The sequence below is a fragment of the Conyzicola sp. genome, assembly GCF_057073975.1.
Genome location: NZ_JBXMIS010000064.1, coordinates 1 through 20550, shown reverse-complemented (window position 1 = coordinate 20550; position 20550 = coordinate 1). Strand labels below are relative to the sequence as shown.

Sequence of the window (20550 nt, the reverse complement as noted above, 5' to 3'; positions counted from 1 at the left end):
GCAGAAGCGCCCACCCCCGGCGCCACGCTTTCACTGCACGAACAGTTCCCCCAGTTAGGCGGATTGAATGAATTCTCTCGTCACCGACGCCCACAAGGCAGGCAAGAGGGTCGGAATGACCTCCGACAGCATCCTGATTCGCGGCGGCAAGCCGCTGCACGGTCGCATCGAGGTGCGCGGGGCCAAGAACCTCGCTACCAAGGCGATGGTTGCGGCACTGCTCGCCGACACTCCGTCGACGCTGCGCGATGTGCCGAACATCAGCGATGTCGGCGTTGTCACGGGCATGCTCGAGGCCTACGGCGTCTCGGTGACGGAGGTGGCGCCGGGCGAGCTGCTGCTCGATCCGACGAACGTGGAGAAGGCGCATTTCGCCCAGATCGACGCGCTCGCGGGCTCCAGCCGCATCCCGATCCTGTTCTGCGGGCCGCTGCTGCACCGGCTCGGCGAGGCTCTCATCCCCGACCTCGGCGGCTGCCGCATCGGCGACCGCCCCATCGACTTCCACATGGATGCGCTGCGCGCCTTCGGTGCGATCGTCGACAAGAGCTACGAGGGAATCCGCCTGACGGCGCCCAACGGCCTCAAGGGTGCGCTCATCGACCTTCCCTACCCGAGCGTCGGGGCGACGGAGCAGGTGCTGCTGACCGCGGTGCTCGCCGAGGGCGTCACAGAGTTGAAGAACGCGGCGATCGAGCCAGAGATCATGGACCTCATCGCGATCCTGCAGAAGATGGGCGCGATCATCTCGGTCGAGCCCAACCGCGTCATCTTCATCGAGGGCGTCGAGAAGCTGCACGGCTACAACCACCGCGCGCTGTTCGACCGCAACGAGGCAGCCAGCTGGGCGTCTGCAGCACTCGCGACCGATGGCGATATCTTCGTCGGCGGCGCGAAGCAGCAGGAGCTCATGACCTTCCTCAACATCTTCCGCAAGGCGGGCGGGGCCTTCGACATCCACGAAGACGGAATCCGGTTCTACCGCGGAGGCGAGCTCAAGCCCGTCGTCGTCGAGACCGACGTGCACCCCGGCTTCATGACCGACTGGCAGCAGCCGCTGGTCATCGCCCTCACCCAGGCCGACGGGGTCTCCGTCGTGCATGAGACCGTCTACGAGAACCGGTTCGGATTCACGGATGCCCTCATCGAGATGGGCGCAGACATCACCGTGCACAAAGACGGCCTCGAGTCGGTCACGCGCCGGGTTCCGCGTCGTCCGCTGGAGCAGGCGGCCGTCATCACCGGGCCGACCAAGCTGCACGGCGCCGACGTTCGCGTGCCCGACCTGCGCGGCGGCTTCAGCTACCTCATCGCGGCACTCACGGCGGAGGGCGAGTCGACCATCAGCAACGTCGGCATCATCAGCCGCGGCTACGAGCACTTCATCGACAAGCTGCGACTGCTGGGCGCGGACTTCGACTACGCGGGCTGAGGGCCTCCGTGTCAGACAGGCGCGTCCCACTGCTGCGGCGCGAGAGCAAGCCGATCTGGCGCATCCTCCAGTTCACCGTCATCCCGCTGATGTGGCTGCTCGTCGGCATCACTCGCGAGGGCTCGCACAACGTGCCGCGCGACGGGGCGTTCGTGATCTCGCCGAACCACACGAGCAACATCGATCCCATCGTCATGGGCATCGGCGTCTTTCGGGCCGGCCGCACGCCGCACTTCCTCGGCAAGGCGTCGCTCTTCCGTGTTCCCGTCGTCAAGGGGCTGCTGCGCATCACGGGGCAGATCCCGGTGGAGCGCGCGGGCACGAGCCGCGACAACCCCCTGTCGACCGCCGCCGTGGTGGCAGAGCGGGGATCCGGCGTGATCGTCTACCCGGAGGGCACCCTCACGCGTGACCCGGGCCTCTGGCCCATGCGCGGCAAGACCGGTGCGGTGCGGCTGGCACTGAGCGCGGGCATCCCGCTCATTCCGGCTGCGCACTGGGGCACGGAGCGCTTTCTCGCACCGTATGCGCGGTTTCCGCGACTGATACCGCGCCAGCACATCACCATCCGCTTCGGCGAGCCGCTCGACCTCAGCGAGTTCGAGGGCAAGGCCCTCGACGCGCAGACGATCGGCCTCGCGACAGACAAGCTCATGGCTGCGATCACGGCCCTCGTCGCCGACCTGCGCGGCGAGACGCCACCGCTCGAGCGCTGGGACCCGGCGCAGCACAACCAGACCGAGTTCGGTCGCCCCTAGGGCAGCCGGCCAGCGCTCATTGTCGGCAGGGGGATTGGTGCCGAGCGCGGGCTCGCGGCCGTGCCACGGGCCCGCAATGGCAGAATGGGTGCGGTGCTTCGCGAGGGTCGCGGGCGCAGGAAGGCTGGCGCGTGGTTGAGCCTCTCGAGACCCCCGTTCGTGTCGCCGTCCTCGGCGCCGGATCGTGGGGAACCACGTTCGCGAAGATCCTCGCCGATGGCGGTGCGAGCGTTGCCCTCTGGGCACGGCGACCGGAGCTGGCCCGCGAGATCTCGCAGTCGAAGCGAAACAGCGACTACCTGCCCGGCATCAACCTTCCGCGCACCCTGTGGGCGTCGTCGCTGCTGCCGGAGGTGCTCGAGGGCGCCCAGCAGGTCTACCTCTCGGTGCCAGCGCAGTCGCTGCGAGAGAACCTGCGCATCGTGCGGGAGCTCATCCCGCAGGATGCCGTCGTCGTCTCCCTCATGAAGGGCGTGGAGAAGGGCACCCGCTTTCGCATGAGCGAGGTCATCGAGCAGGAGCTCGGTGTCGGCCCGTCGCGCATCGCCGTGGCCTCTGGCCCCAACCTCGCGCTCGAGATCGCCAAGGAGCAGCCGACCGCGGCCGTCATCGCCTCCGACAACCTCGAGACGGCGACGAAGGTCGCCCTCACCGCGACCAACCCCTACTTCCGCAGCTACGTGAACACCGACGTGATCGGCACCGAGTTCGGCGGAGTGCTCAAGAACCTCATCGCCGTCGCGATCGGAATCGTGGATGGCGTCGGCTACGGCGAGAACACCAAGGCATCCATCATCACGCGCGGTCTCGTCGAGATGACGGAGTTCGCGGTCGCCTACGGCGGGCGTGCAGAGACGCTCGCCGGCCTCGCCGGCCTCGGCGACCTCATCGCCACCTGCGAGTCGAGCCTGTCGCGCAACAACACCGCGGGTCGCCTGCTCGGCCAGGGCTACACCTTCTCCGAGGTCGTGAAGCAGATGAGCCAGACGGCCGAGGGTCTCTCGAGCGTCGCCCCCATCCTCGAGCTCGCCCTCGCCAAGGGCGTCGAGATGCCGATCGTCAGCCAGGTGGCAGAGGTGCTCGCCGGCACCCTCGAGCCCCGGTTCCTCGCGCCGCACCTCACGACCGACCCGATGCCACAGGGGGAGTAGTCGGCATGCTCACCTCCCTTGCCGACGGCCGCCTCCTCGCCGACAAGACCGGCTCGACCCCTCCCGTCGTCGTCGCCCTGCACGGCTGGGCCCGCAGCGGGGCAGACTTCTCTGCCATCGTCGCCGGCCTCGATGCCGTCGCTCCGCACCTTCCGGGCTTCGGCTCGACGGACGAGCCGCCGACGGCCTGGGGCACCGAGGACTACGCAGAGCTGGTGGCCGAGGCCATCGCGCCGTTCGGCCCCGTCGTCATCCTCGGCCACTCCTTCGGCGGACGCGTCGCCGTGCGGCTCGCGGCCCGCCACCCCGAGCTCGTGCGCGGCCTCGTGCTGACGGGCGTGCCGCTGCTGCGCCCTCCCGCGACATCGAAGCCGAAGCTGCAGTACCGCATCGTGCGGGCGCTCGTCACGCGCGGCATCCTTCCAGAGTCGGCACTCGAGAAGCAGCGCCAGAAGCACGGCTCCCGCGACTACGTGAACTCGAGCGGCATCATGCGCGGCGTGATGGTGCGCACCGTCAACGAGACATACGAGACCGACCTTGCCGCCATCCGCGTTCCGGTGCGCATGGTGTGGGGCGAGAACGACACAGAGGCGCCGATGCCGCTCGGTCGCGATGCGAGCGGGCTGATCGACGAGGCGAGCTTTCGCGTGGTCGAGGGCGGAGGCCACCTGCTCGAGGGCGCCGTCGCCGACGCCGTACGCGAAGAGCTGCTCTACCTGATCGAGGAGACCCGATGACCCCCCTGCTGATCGCACTCGTCATCGGTGCCCTCGCGCTCGTGCCCACCACTCTGCGCTGGCTGCGGGTCGCGCAGCGCGAGCACTACATCGCGCCATGGGTGACCATTCTCGCCGGGCTCTGGCTGCGGGTGCGCGGCCTCAACCTCGCCGCGGCGATCGTTGCCGTGGTTCTGCTCGCGGTCTCCCTCACGCCGGTCGTCGGCGGGCTCATCGGCAGCAGGCTTCCTGACTGGATGCCGTGGGCAGCGGTCGCGGCCCTCGCCATCGTCGTGTTCCTTCCGTTCGGCCTCGGCATCCGCGGGCGCAGCAGCGCGCTCGCGTGGACGACGCGGCTCAAGCACACTCTCGCGGTCTGGGCCGTGCTGTTCCTCGGTATCGCGGCGCTGCTCACCACTTTGCTGGGTGCTTCGGGCATCGCGCTCGCGTTCCTGCTCGCCCCGCTCGTCATGGATCTCGCGCTCGCGATCCTCGCCCCCATCGAGAAGCGCCTCTCGCACAAGTACCTCGTGAGTGCGCGCAAGCGGCTCTCGCAGGTGGGCCCGCGCATCGTCGCGATCACCGGCTCCTACGGCAAGACCTCGACGAAGGGCTACGTCGCCCACGTGCTGTCGGGCAGCTACTCCACGGTTGCCTCTCCGGCATCCTTCAACAACCTCATGGGGCTCTCGCGCGCGGTGAACGAGCGGGTGGTGCCCGGCACCGAGATCTTCGTTGCAGAGATGGGTGTCTACGGCCAGGGCGAGATCCGCGAGCTCTCTGAGACCTTCCCGCCCGACATCGCGGCGATCACCACGATCGGCGAGGCGCACCTTGCCCGCATGGGCTCGCGCGAGGTCATCTTCAAGGCCAAGTCGGAGATCACAGAGAAGGCCGCCACGGTCGTGCTGCCGATCGACGACCCGCTGCTCTACGGCCTCGCCGAGGTGTGCGCCAGCCAGGGCAAGCGCGTCATCCGCGTCTCAACCGTCGCCGACACCGAGGGGGCGGATGTCATCGTCGCCGACGGAACGGTGCGCGTCGGTGGCGAGACCGCGCCGGTCTCGATCTCCGGCGTCGGCCACGCGGTGAATGTGGCTGTCGCCGTCGGAATCGCCGTCGCGCTCGACGTGCCGCTCGCATCCATCGCCTCGCGCCTGAGCGCCCTGCCCGACTCGCCGCACCGCGCAGAGGTGCAGGAGGCGGCAAGTGGCGTGCTCGTCGTCGACGACACCTACAACTCCAACCCCGTCGGTGCTGCCCGCGCTGTCGAGGGGGCCGCCGCGCTGGCAGCCGAGCGCGGGGGAGAGCTCGTGGTCGTCACACCGGGCATGGTCGAGCTCGGCCGGGTGCAGCGCGATCGCAACCGCGCGCTCGGTGCGCAGGTCGCCGCGGTCGGCGGGCACCTCTTCGTCATCGGCCGCACCAACCGCGCAGCCCTCGTCGAGGGCGCAGCCGAGGGGGCGCACCCGCCGCGGTTATTCTCGCGTCGCGGGCCGGCCGTGGCCGCCGCTCTCGATCAGGCCGCAGGACGAGGCGTTATCCTCTATGAGAACGACCTGCCCGATCACTACCCGTAAGGGACTTCCATGAGCAACGCCCCCTGGGCCGTCCTTTTCGGCGGGCCGTCGCCTGAGCACGAGATCTCGATCCTCACCGGACTACAGGCAGAGCGCGTGCTCACCGAGAGCGGCGCCGCGGTGGTTCCGATCTACTGGGCTCCGTCGGGCGAGTGGTTCCAGGTGCCGAGCGGCTCTGAGGCGATCGACTTCCTCGACGGTGTGCCCAAAAGGTCCGTGCCCATCGAGGTGCGGCTGTCGGGCGACTCGGGACTGTACCTCAAGGGCAAGAAGGCGCTGGATGTCGCAGCCGTTCTCCTGTGCCTGCACGGCGGCGTCGGCGAGGGTGGCGGCGCGGCCGCGCTGTTCTCCCTTCTCGGCATCCCGGCCACGGGGTCCTCGCTCTTCGCCGGTGCTGTCGGCATGGACAAGCTCGCCTTCGGCGGCCTCATGCTCGCCTCTGGCGTGCCGTCCCTCACGCGCGAGCTGCTGTCGCAGACGACCGCGCCATCGTTCGACGGCCCGTACATCGTCAAGCCGCGCTTCGGCGGATCCTCCATCGGCATCGAGATCGTCGAGGACTGGGACGCCGCACGCGCCGTCGCCAAGGCGAGCGCGCACCTGCGTGCCGGCGCCGTGCTCGAGCCCTACCGCCCAGAGCTCGTCGACCTCAACATCTCGTTCCGCACCCACCCGAGTCTCGAGGTCACGGCGCTCGAGAAGCCTGTGCGCAGCGCGTCGGGCACCGGGCTCTACTCCTATGCAGAGAAGTACCTCTCCGGCGGCTCTGGCACCGCAGGGCTCAGCGCGGCACCGCGCGAGTTTCCCGCCGATGTTCCCGGCCCGGTCGCGACGCTCGCGGGCGACCTGGCCCGCCGCGTCGCCGAGGTGACCGGTCTCACCGGCATCGTGCGCGTCGACCTGCTGCTCGACGAGGCCACCGGCGAGCTGTTCGTCAACGAGGTCAACTCGATCCCGGGCGCGCTCTCGCTCTACCTCTGGGCGCCGACGGTGCCAGCGGCGACCGCGCTCACCGACGCTCTTGTCGAAGCCCGCGACAAGCGCTTCGTGCTGCCGGCTGGCGGCTTCGGCTCTGGCGCTGCGCTGCGCGCGGCCGGCGGCATCGCTGGCAAGCTCGTCGGCCTCGACGGGCCGCGCGGCTAGCTCTTGTGTGCCGTGCCGCCTCGCGGCACCATCGAGGGATGACGAAATACCTCATATCGTTCCCCAGCGCAGCGATGGACATGAGTCCAGAGAACCTCGCGGGTGCCAGCGTCGACTCCCACGCGGTGATCGAGGAGGCGAAGGCGGCGGGCGTCTACGTCTTCGGCGGTGGCATCGACGAGAGCGCCCCGCCGGTGCGGGTGTCGGCTGACGGCTCGGTGTCGTCCGAGCCGTATCCCGGCAGCGTGCTCACCGGCGGGTTTCTCGTGCTGGAGCTGCCCACCCGCGAGGATGCGCTCGAGTGGTCTCGCAGGGTCGCTGCTGCGTGCCGGTGCGACCAGGAGCTGCGGGAGTTCGGGTTCGACGAGGCCAGCTAGAGGCGAGCTAGCCAGAGGCGAGCCAGCTAGAGGCGAGCCAGCCAGAGGCGAGCCGGCTAGAGCGCGTCGTCGACGGTCGTGCAGGCCCCGACCTTGTCGGTGAAGCCGACCGCTGACGCGAGGTCGAGCAGCACCGCACCGCCGGCGGCCTCGTCCTGGTTGACGATGACCTCGATCGCCGGCTCGCGGCCATAGGTCGTGTAGACGAGGTTCGGCAGGTCGGACTCGTCGAGCAGCCAGTCGACACCATCGGCGGTGTAGCAGCGCAGCGTCGAGGTCGGATCGGGAACCGGAACTCCACAGCGCAGGATCGCGGCCGTCGGCGTGCCCCATGCCGCGGTGCCCTGGGCGTTGGTCTCGCGCAGGGCGAGGTCGCTGTCGCGGCCGCCGACGGTGTCTGGCAGCCGCACGACGACATCGGCGCACCGGGTGTCTTCTGCGTCGGCCGCCGGCTCGAGCGCGACGACCTGAGCGCAGCCGCTCAGCGCGAGCACGAGGGCCGCGGCGACCGCGACGGGCAGGAGTCTCATCGAAATCAGGCTACCGTGTGAGGCATGGAGGCAGCCGACACCCTTGCTGGAATCGGAGAGGGAGCAACGCTCGCGCGCATCTTTCCGCGGTTGCCGGGCGCGGCATCCGAGCTGCTTGGCCCTGGTGACGACGCGGCCGTCGTGGCCGCCCCCGATGGCCGGTTCGTCGTCACGACCGACATGATGATCCACGGGCCAGACTTTCGCCTCGCCTGGTCGACGCCGTTCGACCTCGGGTGGAAGGCCGCGGCATCCAACCTCTCTGACGTTGCCGCGATGGGCGCCGTGCCGACGGCGCTCGTCGTTGCGATCGCGGCAGCGGCCGATACCGCCGTCGGCTTTCTCGAGAGCATTGCCGATGGACTCCGCGAGGGCTGCCAGGCGATGGCGCCGGGCTGCGGCGTGGTCGGCGGCGATCTCTCTGTCTCCGACACCCTCACCATCGCCGTGACCGCCTTCGGCGACCTCGAGGGCCGCCCGCCGGTGACGCGGTCGGGGGCTCAGGTCGGCGACACCGTCGCGGTGGCCGGCGTGCTCGGGCACTCTGCCGCCGGGCTGCGTCTGCTGTTCGAGCACGGAGTGCGCTCTCCTGGCGCGCTGAGCGACGACCCGCTCGTGATCGCGCAGCTGCGACCGCATCCGCCGATCGGCGCCGGCGTGGTCGCGGCACTCGGGGGAGCGACGAGCATGATCGACCTGAGCGACGGGCTCGCCCTCGACGCGCGCCGCGTGGCTCGGGCGAGCGGCGTCGCGATCGACCTCTCCCGGGCGGCGCTCGGCAGCCTCGATGCCCTCTCTGGTGGGGAGGACCACTCCCTGCTCGCCTCCTTCCCCGGCGACGTGCCAGCGGGGTTCCGGGCGATCGGCCGGGTCGTCGCGGGCGAGGGCGTGCTCGTCGACGGGGTGCCGTTCGACGCGCGGGGCGGCTGGGATCCGTTCGCCGACTGGTCGGGCGAGTCGGGCTAGGCCATCGGCCGTGTCGGTGGTCGCGGTCATACTCTCGGCATGACCAGCTGGGCCGATGTCGTCGCCGATGCCCCCGACTTCGCCGCGCGTGTGCAGGCGCTGTTCGATGCCGGCACCAACAAGACCCTTGCCACGCTGCGCAGCGACGGCTCGCCGCGCATCAGCGGCACCGAGCTGAAGTTCGAGAACGGCGCGGTGACCCTCGGCATGATGCCGCGCTCTGCCAAGCTGCGCGACGTGCTGCGCGACCCGCGGGTCGCAATCCATTCGCCAACGCTCGAACCGCCCGCCGCCCAGGCGGACTGGCCCGGCGATGCCAAGCTCGCCGGCCGGCTCGTGCCAACGGCGGAGTCGTCGCTGGATGCCGGGGGCGCCTTCGAGGTCGACCTCACCGAGGTCGCACTCGTGCGCCTCGACCCCGCCGCCACCATGCTCGTGATCGAGTCGTGGCACCCGGGCCGTGGCCACGAGGTCGTGCAGCGCGCCTAGTCCCGCGTCAGCCACCAGAGGGTCGTGTCGCCGTAGTTCTTGCGCTTGTCGAGTTCTAGGCCGTCGGGCCAGAGGGGCTCCGCGTCGCGGGAGCTGCGTTCGACGACCACGACGGCGCCCTCGCTCAGGCGAGGAACGAGGTGCTCGAGGGTGAGCACGAGCTCGGCGGAACCCAGTTCGTAGGGCGGGTCGAGAAAGGCGAGGTCCCACTCGGCGACCGAGCTGGAGATGAAGGACTGCACCGACTGCCCCGCTACCTCGATGGCCGGCTTCGCACTTCTCGGTGCAGCCGCCGCCACGCGGGCGGCGTTCGCGCGACACGCCTTGACCGCCGTCTGCGAGAGCTCGACGAGGGTGACGACCGTCGCCCCCCGCGAGGCAGACTCGAGGCCGAGCGAGCCCGACCCCGCATAGAGGTCGAGCACTCTGGCTCCGTCGATGGCGCCCTTCGCCTCGAGCGAGGAGAAGATCGCCTCGCGCACACGGTCGCTCGTCGGGCGGGTGCCCGCGCGAGGCACCTCGAGGGCGATGGATCCGGCGAATCCGGCGATGATGCGGGTCACACCCCCAACGGTAGCTGGCGATACCCTCGAACCGTGACCTCTCCGCTCGACGCCAAGCTCGTGACCGCGCTCGGCGGTCGCACGGCTGCGGCCTTCGAGAAGGGCCTCGGGCTCGCGACTGTCGGCGACCTCCTCAGCCACTACCCGCGCCGCTACGCCCGCCGAGGTGAGCTGACGGCCCTGACCGAGCTGCCGCTCGACACGACGGTGACGATCGTGGCCGAGGTGCTCGAGACCCGGGAGCGGCCGATGCGGGCCCGCGGTGGCTCGCTGCTCGAGGTGCGCATCAGCGACGGCAAGGGCATCCTGTCGCTCACCTTCTTCAACCAGGCCTGGCGCGCGAAGGAGCTGCGCCCCGGCGTTCGCGGCATCTTCGCCGGCAAGGTCGGCGACTACCGCGGAACCCTGCAGCTCGCCCACCCTGACTACGAGCTGTTCGAGCCGGATGCCGAGGCCGACCCCGCGCGCGCCAAGGAGTGGGCAGAGCTGCCGATTCCGATCTACCCGGCGACGTCGACGGTGGCGAGCTGGCAGATCCAGAAGGCGGTCGGCGTCGTGCTCGACACCCTGCCGCCACTCGACGACCCCGTGCCGAGCGAGGTGCGGCTGGGCAGAAAGCTGCTGCCGTATGCGAAGGCCGTCGAGCTCATCCATCGACCGCGGAAGGATGCCGACTGGGGTGCCGCGGCGAAGTCGCTGCGGTTCCAGGAGGCGTTCGTGCTGCAGTCCGCGCTGCTGCGGCAGCGGGCGGTGTCGCGTCAGACGCCAGCTGTGCCGCGCATCCAGGGCGACCTGCTCGACGGCTTCGACGCCCGCCTGCCGTTTGCGCGCACGGGCGATCAGGAGAGGGTCGGCTTCGAGATCTCGCGTGACCTCGCCGAGGGCGCACCGATGAACAGGCTCGTGCAGGGCGAGGTCGGCTCTGGCAAGACCCTCGTCGCGCTGCGCGCGATGCTCGCCGTGGCAGAGAGCGGCGGTCAGTCGGCGCTGCTCGCCCCGACGGAGGTTCTCGCACACCAGCATTTTCGCTCCATCGTCGCCACGCTCGGCCCCGACCTCGCGGCGCGGCTCAAGCCGACCCTGCTCACCGGGCAGCTGCCGACCGCCGTGCGCAAGAAGGCGCTGCTGGCGGTCGTGAGCGGCTCTGCCCAGATCGTCGTCGGAACCCATGCGCTACTGAGCGACAACGTCGGCTTCTTCGACCTCGGTCTCGTCGTGGTCGACGAGCAGCACCGCTTCGGGGTCGAGCAGCGCGAGACGCTGCGGGCGAAGGCGGCGACACCGCCCCACCTGCTCGTGCTGACGGCCACCCCGATTCCCCGCACGGTCGCGATGACGGTCTTCGGCGACCTCGACATCTCGACGATCGCAGAGCTGCCGGCCGGCCGCTCGCCGATCGCGAGCCACGTCGTGCCGCTCGCCGACAAGCCCGGCTGGGCCGGCCGCATCTGGGAGCGGGTCTCTGAGGAGCTCGCGCAGGGTCGCCAGGCCTTCGTCGTGTGCCCGGCGATCTCTCCGTCGCTCGTCGAGCAGGGCGACGAGGCAGAGACACCGACCACCGCGAACGTCGAGACCGCGATCGAGCACGTGCGGGAACGACTGCCGGGCCGCCGCGTCGAGCCGCTGCACGGTCGCATGTCGAGCGACGACAAGGACGCGACCATGCGCGCCTTCGCCGCCGGCGAGGTCGATGTGCTCGTCGCGACCACCGTCATCGAGGTCGGCGTCGATGTGCCGAACGCGAGCACCATGGTCATTCTCGACGCCGATCGGTTCGGGGTCTCCCAGCTGCACCAGTTGCGAGGCCGGGTGGGTCGTGGGGGAGTGCCCGGCATCGCGCTGTTCGTCACGAGCGCAGAGGAAGGCACTCTCGCCCGCGAGCGCGTCGAGGCCGTCGCCGCGACGCTCGATGGCTTCGAGCTCGCCCAGAAAGACCTCGAGCTGCGCCAGGAGGGCGACGTGCTCGGCAGCGTGCAGTCGGGTGGGCGGTCATCGCTTCGGCTGCTGCGCGTGGCGAAGGATGGCGAGCTCATCAGCGAGGCGCGCGACCTGGCCAGCGGCATCCTCGACTCCGATCCGACGCTGGAGCAGCACCTCGCCCTCCGCGAGGCGCTCGACCGCCGCCTCGACGAGAGCGCTCAGGCGTTCCTGTCGAAGTCGTAGGTCTGTCGAAGTCGCAGGTCATATGTCACAGATCGGTAACACTGCTCCGCTAGGGTGAAGCCATGAGCAGGATCGCCGTCGTTCCTGGGTCGTTCGACCCTGTCACCCTTGGTCACCTCGATGTGATCGGCCGAGCGGCCGGGCTCTTCGACGAGCTGCACGTTCTCGTGGTGCACAATCCCGACAAGTCGGCCCTGCTGCCTATTGCGCAGCGCGTCTCGCTCATCGAGCAGTCGATTGCCGCCGCAGGACTTCCCGACAACATCCGGGTCACCAGCTGGAGCGTCGGCCTCCTCGTCGACTACTGCACCGAGGTGGGGGCGAGCGTTCTCGTCAAGGGAATCCGCTCGCAGGTTGACGTTGCCTACGAGACGCCGATGGCGATCGTCAACCGCAACCTCGCCGGCGTCGAGACCGTCTTCCTGCTGCCTGCCCCTGAGCACGCCCACGTGTCGAGCTCGCTCGTGCGGCAGGTGTCTGCGCTCGGTGGCGACGTCGCGCCGTATGTGCCCGCCGTCGTGTCGGCGTACCTGCAGAAGAATTAGGGCTCGTCGCCCTACGCCAGGCCCGCGACCGTGCGTGACGTCGCGATGAACGTGTCGCGGATGGTGTCGGGGCCGTCGAGATAGCCCCCGACCAGCGCGGCATCCCTCAGCAGCACGAGGGCGCCGGCGCGTTCCGCGACGTTGTCGCGGCCGGCGGACTCCAGCGTCGCCGCGAGGGTGGAGCGAAACCAGTCGCGGTGCTCAGCGACGGTTCTGCGCACGGGGCTGGCGGCATCCGGGTATTCCGCGCTTGCGTTGATGAACGGGCAGCCGCGCGTGTGGTTGCGCGTGACGTCGTCGGCGATGCCCTCGATGACGGCCTCGAGCGCCTGCTCCCCGTCGAGCTCGCCGAGGCCGGCGAACGCGTCGCGCAGCGCCTCGTCTTCCCGCTGGAGGTAGGCCCGCACCAGATCCTCCTTGCCGGGGAAGTGCCGGTAGAACGTGGCCCGGGTCACGCCGGCGGTCTCGACGACGCGGTCGACGCCGACCGAGTGGATGCCGTCGCGGTAGAACAGCCCGCTCGCCGTTCGCAGAAGTCGCTCGCGAGCCTCGGAGGGTCGTGTTGTCGTGGTGGCCATGGATAAATGATAGAACGATCTTTCTCTTTTTGCTTGACATTGGTTGATCGAGGGCAGTACTGTCGTGACATCGACAAAGAGAACGAACGTTCTCCCTACAGAATGGATTGACGACATGACCAGCAACACCACCGACAAGGCGACCATCCTTCTCGTGCACGGTCTCTGGATGACACCCACCAGCTGGAACACCTGGGCCGACCGGTTCCGTGCTCTCGGCCACGACGTCGTCGTGCCTGGCTGGCCCGGCATCGACGACCGCACCGTCACCGACATCCGCAGCAACCCCGAGGCGCTTAAGGGCATCGGCATCGCGCAGATCGTCGACAACTACGAGCGGATCATCCGCGACCTTCCCGGTTTCGCCGAGGGCCGCAAGCCGATCATCATGGGCCACTCGTTCGGCGGACTCTTCACGCAGATGCTCGCGGATCGCAACCTCGGCAGCGCCTACGTGGGGGTGACCCCCGGCCAGCCGGCCGGCATCACGACTCTGCCGCCGTCGACGCTGCGCACGGGCTTCCCGATTCTCAGCAACCCGTTTGCGAAGAACGGGGCGTCGCCGATCTCGAAGTCGCACTTCCACTTCACCTTCGGCAACGACCTCAGCCGCGCGGAGTCTGACGCGATCTGGGAGGAGTTCGCCGTCAACTCCTACAACCGTGTCTTCTTCGAGGGTGTCGCCGGTGCCTTCAACGAGAAAGGTGGTGTCTCGCACGTCGACTACGCTCGCGCCGACCGTGCCCCGCTGCTCATCATCACTGGCGAGATCGACCACGTCGTTCCGCCGGCCATCGGCGAGGCGATCCTGGCCAAGTACGCGCAGTCGGGCAGCCCGGCCGTCGTCGAGTACAGGGAGTTCGCCGGCCGCACCCACCGCATCGTCAGCCAGGACGGCTGGGAAGAGGTCGCCGACTACGCCCTCGCGTGGGCCGTCAACCACAGCAAGTAGCGGCGCGGAGTCACCAGGTAGCGGCGCGGAGTCACCAGAGAGCGCCGCGCCACCGTCACCGCCACGGCCACGGCCACCGCCAGCGACAGCCCCAGAGCCCGGCTCCGGGGCTTTTCGCTACCCGCGCGCTCAGCAAGCTCAGCTGTCAGCCCATCGCACCTGCTCTCGCCCCCACCAGCCGCCTCACGGCAGCGCTCCGCGACTGCAGGGCAATAGGTGCCCGGTTCGCATCGGTCGCGGGTGGCGGAACCAGCCAGTAGGCGTGCTGCTGCCGAGTGATGCGCCATCCGTTGTTGTGAACCAGCAGGTGATGATGGCGACACAACAGCACGCCGTCAGCGAGATCCGTGCTTCCACCCCTCGAGAACTCGTGGATGTGGTGCACCTCGCACCAGCTCGGCGGCCGGTCGCAGCCGGGAGCGATGCAACCCCCATCGCGAGCGGCGATCGCCACCCGCTGCCGCGCGCTGTGAAGCCGTTGCGATCGCCCGAGGTTGAGCGCGGCACCCGTGGCATCGTCGAACATGATCGGAACGAGCCCGCCGTCGCATGCGAGGCGCTCGACCGTGCCGATCGACACTGCTGCCGACTGCCCTTCGAGATAGCCGACGCCCTGGCGCCGGTCGAGGTCTGCCTGCGTGACGAGCACGCGCACGTCGGGGCGGCGTGCCCCGATGGTGCCGGTCGCGCGGGAACGCACCGCAACATCCACGACCTCCACTAGGGTGTCGAGGGCCAGCTGCTCTGTGGTTCGCGGGTCGCGCACGACCGCCTCTGCCCGAGTGGCTGCCGCTGGGTCGACGAACCGCGGCCCACCCCGACGGGGTGAGGTTGCGTCGTCGATTACGGCGACGATCACCGCCGCGGACTCGGGGTCGAGCAGCCCGGAGATGCGCGTCATTCCGTCGGGCTGAGCGAACAACCGGAGATAGCGTCTACTGCGCCTCTCGACCTCGCGCTGTGCGACCCCAGCGATGTCGAGCTCGTCGCGAGCCTCGCGTGCTCGAGCGGCCAGCCGCTCGGGTGTCAGCGACGTCGCCCCTCGGGCGAGCCTCTCTGCCGCATCGAGCAGGGCGTCGGCCGAGATGGGCGCCGAGACGGTCGCCGACGGAGACCCGAGGGCCGCGCGAACGAGTTCGAGCGACTCGCTGGCGAGAGAGCCGTCGGCCACGAGACGCACGATGGGTGCGAGCCAGGGCTCGGAGAGCGGGGAGTCCATGTGCACCCCGACGCGAACGAGCCGGCGGGCGGTCTGGGCCGTGCTGCCGGTGACCGCCTGAACGAGGGCTTCGGGCGTTCTCGCGCCGCGGCTCTGCGCCAGCCCCGAGTAGCCGAGCTCTGGTCGAGAGCGCTGCGCGACCACGGCGGCCAACGTCGCAGACGCCAACTCGACCTGTCGCGCCACCGATGCCAGGCGTGCGTGGAGCTGCAGTAGCTCGTCATCGCCGAGGGATGCCGCCGACGACCGTGCCGAGTTCACGCACGCGGAAGCCGCCTCGGCGAGTGTGGCAACGGCATCCTGAATGGGCATGCTCAATTGTCCCAAGGTTCGAACGTATGTTCTAGTGAATGTGAATAACCCGTTTCCACAGATTTTCTGCGGAGAGGAAGGCGAGACTGGAGCATGCTGAAAATCCGCAACATCGTCTGGGGCGTGCGCAACCTGCAGCCCTCCATCGACTTCTGGACAGAAGCGCTCGGCTACTACCTGCGCGAGGCGCCGAGCCACGACTGGGCGAGCCTCGTGCCCAACTCCGACAAGCGCGGCGACGACAAGCCCGGCGAAGACAAGCACGACGACAAGCACAACGACAGCGGCGGTCCGGTGTTCGCCCTCATGGTCACGACCTCGGCGAAGCCGCACCGCCACCACCTCGACTTCACGGTCGACGATGTCGAGGCAGAGATCGAGCGACTCGTGAGCCTTGGTGCGCGCCGCGTTCCCGACTGGAACTACGAGGAGGATGCCGACTACGTCGTGCTGCACGACCCGGAGGGCAACGCCTTCTGCCTCATCCAGGCCGACGCCGAAGCAGAGTCCGACGCAGAGCCCACTGCACAAGCAGAGCCTGACGCAAAACCCGCGGCAGAGTTAGCCTGAGACTGTGACCACCACCCTCAAACTCGGATACAAGGCCTCCGCAGAGCAGTTCGACCCGCGTGAGCTGGTCGAGATAGCCGTGGCGGCAGAGAAGCACGGTATGGAGACGGTCGCGGTGAGCGACCACTTCCAGCCATGGCGGCACGAGGGCGGCCACGCCCCCTTCTCCCTCACATGGATGGCTGCCGTCGGCGAGCGCACAGAACGCATCACCATCGGCACGAGCGTCATGACTCCCACGTTTAGATACAACCCAGCGGTCATCGCCCAGGCCTTCGCGACCATGGGCGTGCTCTACCCCGGCCGCATCTTCCTCGGCGTCGGCACCGGCGAGGCACTCAACGAGATCGCAACGGGATGGAGGGGGGAGTGGCCAGAATTCAAGGAGCGCATGGGGCGACTGCGCGAATCCATCGAGCTCATGCGCCGCCTGTGGACGGAGGAGCGCGTCAGCTACGACGGCGAGTACTACTCCACCGTCGACGCGAACATCTACGACCGGCCCGCCAGCCCCATCCCGATCTATGTCGCGGCGGGCGGCCCGCAGGTCGCGCGCTTCGCCGGGCGGGTCGGCGACGGCTTCATCTGCACGAGCGGCAAGGGCATGGAGCTCTACACAGAGCAGCTGCTGCCCGCCGTCGCCGAGGGCGCGGCCGGCAAGCCGATCGACCGCATGATCGAGATCAAACTCAGCTACGACACCGACTACGACACGGCGCTCGAGAACACCCGCTTCTGGGCACCGCTCGCGCTCGGCAAGGAGCAGAAGCACGACATCACCGACCCGATCGAGATGGAGCGAGCCGCCGACGCCCTGCCGATCGAGCAGATCGCCAGCCGGTGGATCGTCGGCAACGACCCCGACGTCGTCGTCGCCGAGATCAAGAAGTACGTGGATGCCGGGCTCAACCACCTCGTCTTCCACGGGCCGGGGGCAGACCAGCGCCGGTTCCTCGAGCTGTTCGAGAACGACCTCGCACCCCGGTTGCGCGCCCTGTCATGAACGAGTGGAGCCCGATAGCTGCCGACTGGCATGAGCTCTGGGGCGGATTCGCTGAGCCCGTGCAGCTCGCCATCATCCAGGCTGCTGGCATCGGCGCCGGCACGCGAGTGCTGGATGTCGGCTGCGGCAGCGGGGAGTTCCTCGGCATCCTGACGGCGGCGGGTGCGATTCCCACCGGAGCCGACCCTGCCGACGGCATGGTCGCCATCGCGCGGCAGCACGGGGATGCCGTGGTCGCCGAGGCAGAGCACCTGCCATTCGAGGCCGACAGCTTCGACGTCGTCACCGCCGTCAACGCCTTCCAGTTCGCCGACGACCCGATCAACGCCCTCGCCGAGTTCTCGCGCGTGCTCGTGCCCGGCGGCCTCATCGCGATCGCCAACTGGGCCGACGCGGCGCACAACGACATCGACGCGATCGAGCGGGCGCTCGCCGAAGACAATGACACTAACGACGACCAGAACGAGTCGAAGCTGCGGCTGCCGGGCGGGCAGCGGGAGCTGCTCGAGACCTTCGGCCTCGAGGTTGTCGCCACGGGTCTCGTCGCGGCGCCGTGGCATGCTCCCGATGACGACATCCTCGTGCGTGGTGTTCTGCTCGGTGAGGATCCCGAGGCCCAGCAGCGCCTCGCCGCCACGGTGCGCGCAGCGGCAGCGCCCTATCGCGCCGCGACTGGCGGCTATGTGCTGCGCAACGCGTTGCGCTTCGCTATCGCGCGGGTTTCGTAGCCTTACCGTCGAGCCAGAGCATGTCGGACTCGTCGGAGTGCCTCGTGCCGGTGCCAACGTGCGTGGCGCTGATGCCCGGCCCCTTGGTGATGACGTGCACGATCGCCATGCCGTGGCCGCGCCCGAGGTCGTAGTCCTCCTTGAGCCAGGCGAGAATCTGCCCCGCCTTCGTGCTCTCGTCGAACCCCTTGGAGTGGGCCGCTGCGACCAGCTGCCGCGGGGTGAGCCCCGTCTTGTCTTCGATGCTGTCGAGGTACGCCTGAAATGACATGCGTCGATACTAGAACCGCTATGGCGCGACCCGCAGCACCAGATTTCCCACCTTGCGGTGCTCGCCAACCCGTGCATGCGCGGCCTGGATCTCGTCGAACTCGTAGACCCGCTCGACCACCGGCCGCAGCTCTCCCGCCTCGGCCAGTGACACGAGAAGCGCGAGGTCGTCGGCCGTCGCGGCCTTGTTGTCATTGGTGACGACCCCGGCAAGGCGACGGCTGTTGCGCCGCGCGCTGAGCATGCCGCGCAGGTCGCTGATCACCATGAGCAGCGCGCCGCCCTTTCTGATGGATGCCGAGACGCGGTCGAAGGGCGCGTTGCCCACGCAGTCGAACACCACGTCCCACTGCCGGCCGAGGGCGGCGAAATCGGTCGAACGGTAGTCGATGACCTCGTCGGCGCCGAGGCCCGTGACGACGTCGCCGTGGGTCGTGACAGCCGTCACGCGCGCGCCGAAGTGCTTCGCGATCTGCACGGCAGAGCTGCCAGAGGCACCGGAGGCCCCGTTGACGAGCACCTCCATGCCAGGGCGGAGGGGGTAGAGCTTGAGGAAGGTGACGATGGTGACTCCGCCGAAGAGGATCGCGACGGCGTCGTCGTGAGACCAGCCTTTCGGGGCGTGGGCGATGGCGGCATCCTGCTTCATCGTGCGGTACTCGGCGTGGGAGCCGAACGCGCCACCGGGCATGCCGACCACGCGGTCGCCGACGGCGAAGCGGGTGACCTCAGAGCCGACCTGCTCGACGACGCCTGCGAGGTCCATGCCGAGCACGGGGTGACGCGGGCGAAAGACGCCGAGCGCGAGCGGGCCGAAGAACGCGAGGCCCTTGGGCAGGTCTTTCGTGCGCACGCGGTAGTCGGCGATGCTCACCGTGCTCGCGTGCACACGGATGAGCACCTCGTCTGGCTTCGGCACGGGACGGGGCACCGTCTCGATCACGACTCGCTCTGGGCCGCCGAAGTGCCGGGCGACTGCTGCTCTCATGGTGTTCATTCGTACAATGTAAGACTTACAACGTAAGGTTGGCAAGTCCGGATACGGTGGGAGGCATGGTGAAGACGAAGCGGGCGCCACTGACGCGCGATCGCGTGCTGCTCGCGGCCGTCGCCCTCGCCGACGAGATCGGCATCGACGCCCTCACCATGCGGCGCCTCGCCGACAGCCTCGACGTCGAGGTCATGTCGCTCTACTACCACCTGCCCAACAAGGATGCGGTGCTCGGCGGCATGGTCGACCTCGTCTTCGGCGAGACCGCGGCCGCGATCGCAGCGGTCGACCTGCCGACGCACTGGAAGGCGGTACTGCGCGCGCGCATCCTCACCAGTCGTTCGATCATGCTCAAGCACCCGTGGGCTCCCGCGGTCATCGAGTCGCGCACCAGCATGGGGCTGCCGCTGGCCATGTACGTGGATGCCGTGATCGCCACCCTGATGAGCGGCGGCTTCGACCTCGACACGATTCACCACGGCATGCACGCCCTCGGCAGCCGCGTGTACGGCTTCATTCGGGAGCCGGCGGAGCCCGACGGCAGCCAGGCGCAGGGCACCGACCAGCTCGCGCAGATGGCCGCGATGGTGCCCAACCTCGTCGGCATGCTCATGGAGGTCAGCCACGGCGACCCCTCGACCACCCTCGGATGGTGCGACGACCAGTACGAGTTCGAGTTCGGGCTGGATCTGCTGCTGGATGGGTTGGAGAGGTTGCTCTAGTGGCAAAACTCATCTACACCGCCATCACCTCGCTCGACGGCTTCGCGGCCGATGCCAAGGGCAACTTCGACTGGAGCGCCCCCGACGCCGAGGTGCACGCCCACGTCAACGACGGCGAGCGCCCGATCGGCACCTACCTCTATGGCCGCCGCATCTACGAGGTCATGAAGGTGTGGGGCACGATGCCGCTCGAAGACGAGCCGGGGGAGATGCGCGACTACGCCGAGATCTGGCGGGCCGCCGACAAGATCGTGTACTCATCCAGTCTCGATGCGGTCGACACGCCCCGCACGCGCCTCGAGCGCACCTTCGACCCGGATGCCGTGCGCACCCTCATCGAGCAATCCGACCGTGACCTCGGCATCGCCGGCCCCACCCTGGCGGCGCACGCCATTCGCGCCGGCCTGGTGAGCGAGTACAGCGTCTACCTCTCGCCGGTCATCGTCGGAGGAGGGCTGCCGAGCCTGCCACTCGATGTGCACGTCGACCTCGAGCTGCTCGAGAGCCGCACCTTCGGCAACGGCGTGGTCTTCGCTCGATACGCGGTGACGTCATGACCCTCGTGCTCACCGCCCTCCTCTGGCCGCACCCCGGCCAGGAGCAGCTGCTCATCGACTACGAGAATGCGGTGCTCGCCCTCATCCCCGCGCACGGCGGCCGCGTGCTGTCGCGGGTGCGCCGGGTCGACGATTCCGACGGCCCCTTCGAGACGCAGATCATCGAATTCCCGGATCAGGATGCCGTGGCCGCCTACACGGTCGACCCGGTTCGCGTGGCGCTGGCTGACAT

24 protein-coding genes are annotated in these 20550 nt (G+C 69.0%); 18 read left to right on the top strand and 6 right to left on the bottom strand.

Translation table 11 applies throughout. The annotated features are described in order from the left end of the window. Positions 1–67: 67 nt before the first annotated feature. The 7 genes from murA (at position 68) to AC14A7_RS05885 (ending at position 7160) form a co-directional block, all read left to right on the top strand. Positions 68–1432, top strand: a complete 1365-nt coding sequence (gene murA, locus AC14A7_RS05915; protein WP_484007169.1) for a UDP-N-acetylglucosamine 1-carboxyvinyltransferase — start codon at positions 68–70, stop codon at positions 1430–1432. Positions 1433–1440: 8 nt separating this feature from the next. Next, positions 1441–2190: a lysophospholipid acyltransferase family protein gene (locus AC14A7_RS05910; RefSeq protein ID WP_484007167.1), complete on the top strand. Its 750-nt coding sequence runs from the start codon at positions 1441–1443 to the stop codon at positions 2188–2190. Between the two features lie 131 nt (positions 2191–2321). Then, positions 2322–3341, top strand: a complete 1020-nt coding sequence (locus tag AC14A7_RS05905) for an NAD(P)H-dependent glycerol-3-phosphate dehydrogenase (RefSeq protein ID WP_484007165.1) — start codon at positions 2322–2324, stop codon at positions 3339–3341. Between the two features lie 5 nt (positions 3342–3346). After that, positions 3347–4081, top strand: a complete 735-nt coding sequence (locus AC14A7_RS05900) for an alpha/beta fold hydrolase (RefSeq protein ID WP_484007163.1) — start codon at positions 3347–3349, stop codon at positions 4079–4081. Next, entirely contained in the window at positions 4078–5640 is a 1563-nt protein-coding gene (locus AC14A7_RS05895; protein WP_484007161.1) for a Mur ligase family protein, read from the top strand. The genes AC14A7_RS05900 and AC14A7_RS05895 overlap by 4 nt, the downstream gene beginning before the upstream one ends. A 9-nt stretch (positions 5641–5649) precedes the next feature. Beyond that, positions 5650–6783 carry a D-alanine--D-alanine ligase family protein gene (locus tag AC14A7_RS05890; protein ID WP_484007159.1) on the top strand — a complete coding sequence of 378 codons (1134 nt, stop codon included), beginning with the start codon at positions 5650–5652 and terminating at the stop codon, positions 6781–6783. A gap of 38 nt (positions 6784–6821) precedes the next feature. After that, positions 6822–7160, top strand: coding sequence for a YciI family protein (locus AC14A7_RS05885; protein ID WP_484007157.1), 339 nt, complete (start codon positions 6822–6824; stop codon positions 7158–7160). A 56-nt stretch (positions 7161–7216) separates the two neighbouring features. Here the strand turns inward: AC14A7_RS05885 and AC14A7_RS05880 are convergent, their stop codons facing one another. Further along, positions 7217–7690, bottom strand: a complete 474-nt coding sequence (locus AC14A7_RS05880; RefSeq protein WP_484007155.1) for a DUF3515 family protein — start codon at positions 7688–7690, stop codon at positions 7217–7219. Positions 7691–7714: 24 nt separating this feature from the next. On the opposite strand from AC14A7_RS05880, the gene thiL reads away from it, so the two are divergent. Then, complete coding sequence (thiL, locus tag AC14A7_RS05875) at positions 7715–8656, top strand: thiamine-phosphate kinase (RefSeq protein ID WP_484007153.1); 942 nt, start codon at positions 7715–7717, stop codon at positions 8654–8656. A 39-nt stretch (positions 8657–8695) separates the two neighbouring features. Continuing rightward, the gene (locus AC14A7_RS05870) at positions 8696–9145 is read left to right on the top strand and encodes a pyridoxamine 5'-phosphate oxidase family protein (RefSeq protein ID WP_484007151.1); all 450 of its coding nucleotides are present in this window, start codon (positions 8696–8698) and stop codon (positions 9143–9145) included. On the opposite strand, the gene rsmD is transcribed toward AC14A7_RS05870, so the two are convergent. Then, positions 9142–9708: a 16S rRNA (guanine(966)-N(2))-methyltransferase RsmD gene (rsmD, locus tag AC14A7_RS05865; RefSeq protein WP_484007149.1), complete on the bottom strand. Its 567-nt coding sequence runs from the start codon at positions 9706–9708 to the stop codon at positions 9142–9144. The genes AC14A7_RS05870 and rsmD overlap by 4 nt on opposite strands. Positions 9709–9741: 33 nt before the next feature. On the opposite strand from rsmD, the gene AC14A7_RS05860 reads away from it, so the two are divergent. Beyond that, positions 9742–11871 carry an ATP-dependent DNA helicase RecG gene (locus tag AC14A7_RS05860; RefSeq protein ID WP_484007147.1) on the top strand — a complete coding sequence of 710 codons (2130 nt, stop codon included), beginning with the start codon at positions 9742–9744 and terminating at the stop codon, positions 11869–11871. Positions 11872–11933: 62 nt separating this feature from the next. Then, entirely contained in the window at positions 11934–12416 is a 483-nt protein-coding gene (gene coaD, locus AC14A7_RS05855) for a pantetheine-phosphate adenylyltransferase (RefSeq protein WP_484007145.1), read from the top strand. A gap of 11 nt (positions 12417–12427) precedes the next feature. Here the strand turns inward: coaD and AC14A7_RS05850 are convergent, their stop codons facing one another. After that, positions 12428–12994 (bottom strand): TetR/AcrR family transcriptional regulator, encoded by a 567-nt coding sequence (locus AC14A7_RS05850; protein ID WP_484007144.1) that lies wholly within the window; start codon positions 12992–12994, stop codon positions 12428–12430. 115 nt (positions 12995–13109) lie between these two features. On the opposite strand from AC14A7_RS05850, the gene AC14A7_RS05845 reads away from it, so the two are divergent. Further along, complete coding sequence (locus tag AC14A7_RS05845) at positions 13110–13946, top strand: alpha/beta hydrolase (RefSeq protein WP_484007142.1); 837 nt, start codon at positions 13110–13112, stop codon at positions 13944–13946. Positions 13947–14091: 145 nt separating this feature from the next. On the opposite strand, the gene AC14A7_RS05840 is transcribed toward AC14A7_RS05845, so the two are convergent. After that, entirely contained in the window at positions 14092–15477 is a 1386-nt protein-coding gene (locus tag AC14A7_RS05840) for an HNH endonuclease signature motif containing protein (protein WP_484007140.1), read from the bottom strand. Between the two features lie 93 nt (positions 15478–15570). Between AC14A7_RS05840 and AC14A7_RS05835 the strand changes: the two genes are divergently transcribed. The 3 genes from AC14A7_RS05835 to AC14A7_RS05825 are packed head-to-tail and all read left to right on the top strand — an operon-like array spanning position 15571 to position 17778. Next, on the top strand, positions 15571–16047 hold the full coding sequence (locus tag AC14A7_RS05835; RefSeq protein ID WP_484007138.1) for a VOC family protein: 477 nt from the start codon (positions 15571–15573) through the stop codon (positions 16045–16047). 4 nt (positions 16048–16051) lie between these two features. Further along, positions 16052–17050: a glucose-6-phosphate dehydrogenase (coenzyme-F420) gene (gene fgd / locus AC14A7_RS05830; RefSeq protein WP_484007136.1), complete on the top strand. Its 999-nt coding sequence runs from the start codon at positions 16052–16054 to the stop codon at positions 17048–17050. After that, positions 17047–17778, top strand: coding sequence for a class I SAM-dependent methyltransferase (locus AC14A7_RS05825; RefSeq protein WP_484007134.1), 732 nt, complete (start codon positions 17047–17049; stop codon positions 17776–17778). Before fgd ends, AC14A7_RS05825 begins: the two co-directional genes overlap by 4 nt. Here the strand turns inward: AC14A7_RS05825 and AC14A7_RS05820 are convergent. Next, complete coding sequence (locus AC14A7_RS05820; RefSeq protein ID WP_484007132.1) at positions 17759–18049, bottom strand: DUF4287 domain-containing protein; 291 nt, start codon at positions 18047–18049, stop codon at positions 17759–17761. The genes AC14A7_RS05825 and AC14A7_RS05820 overlap by 20 nt on opposite strands. A gap of 18 nt (positions 18050–18067) precedes the next feature. After that, the gene (locus tag AC14A7_RS05815) at positions 18068–19045 is read right to left on the bottom strand and encodes an NAD(P)-dependent alcohol dehydrogenase (protein WP_484007130.1); all 978 of its coding nucleotides are present in this window, start codon (positions 19043–19045) and stop codon (positions 18068–18070) included. Between the two features lie 56 nt (positions 19046–19101). Here AC14A7_RS05815 and AC14A7_RS05810 point away from each other — a divergent pair, with 56 nt between their 5' ends. From AC14A7_RS05810 to AC14A7_RS05800, 3 genes are all read left to right on the top strand, one after another. Beyond that, positions 19102–19761, top strand: coding sequence for a TetR/AcrR family transcriptional regulator (locus AC14A7_RS05810; RefSeq protein WP_484007128.1), 660 nt, complete (start codon positions 19102–19104; stop codon positions 19759–19761). Beyond that, positions 19761–20318, top strand: coding sequence for a dihydrofolate reductase family protein (locus AC14A7_RS05805; RefSeq protein ID WP_484007126.1), 558 nt, complete (start codon positions 19761–19763; stop codon positions 20316–20318). The genes AC14A7_RS05810 and AC14A7_RS05805 overlap by 1 nt, the downstream gene beginning before the upstream one ends. Beyond that, on the top strand, positions 20315–20550 hold a 236-nt coding region (locus AC14A7_RS05800; protein WP_484007124.1), incomplete at its 3' end, for a DUF1330 domain-containing protein. The genes AC14A7_RS05805 and AC14A7_RS05800, both read left to right, overlap by 4 nt.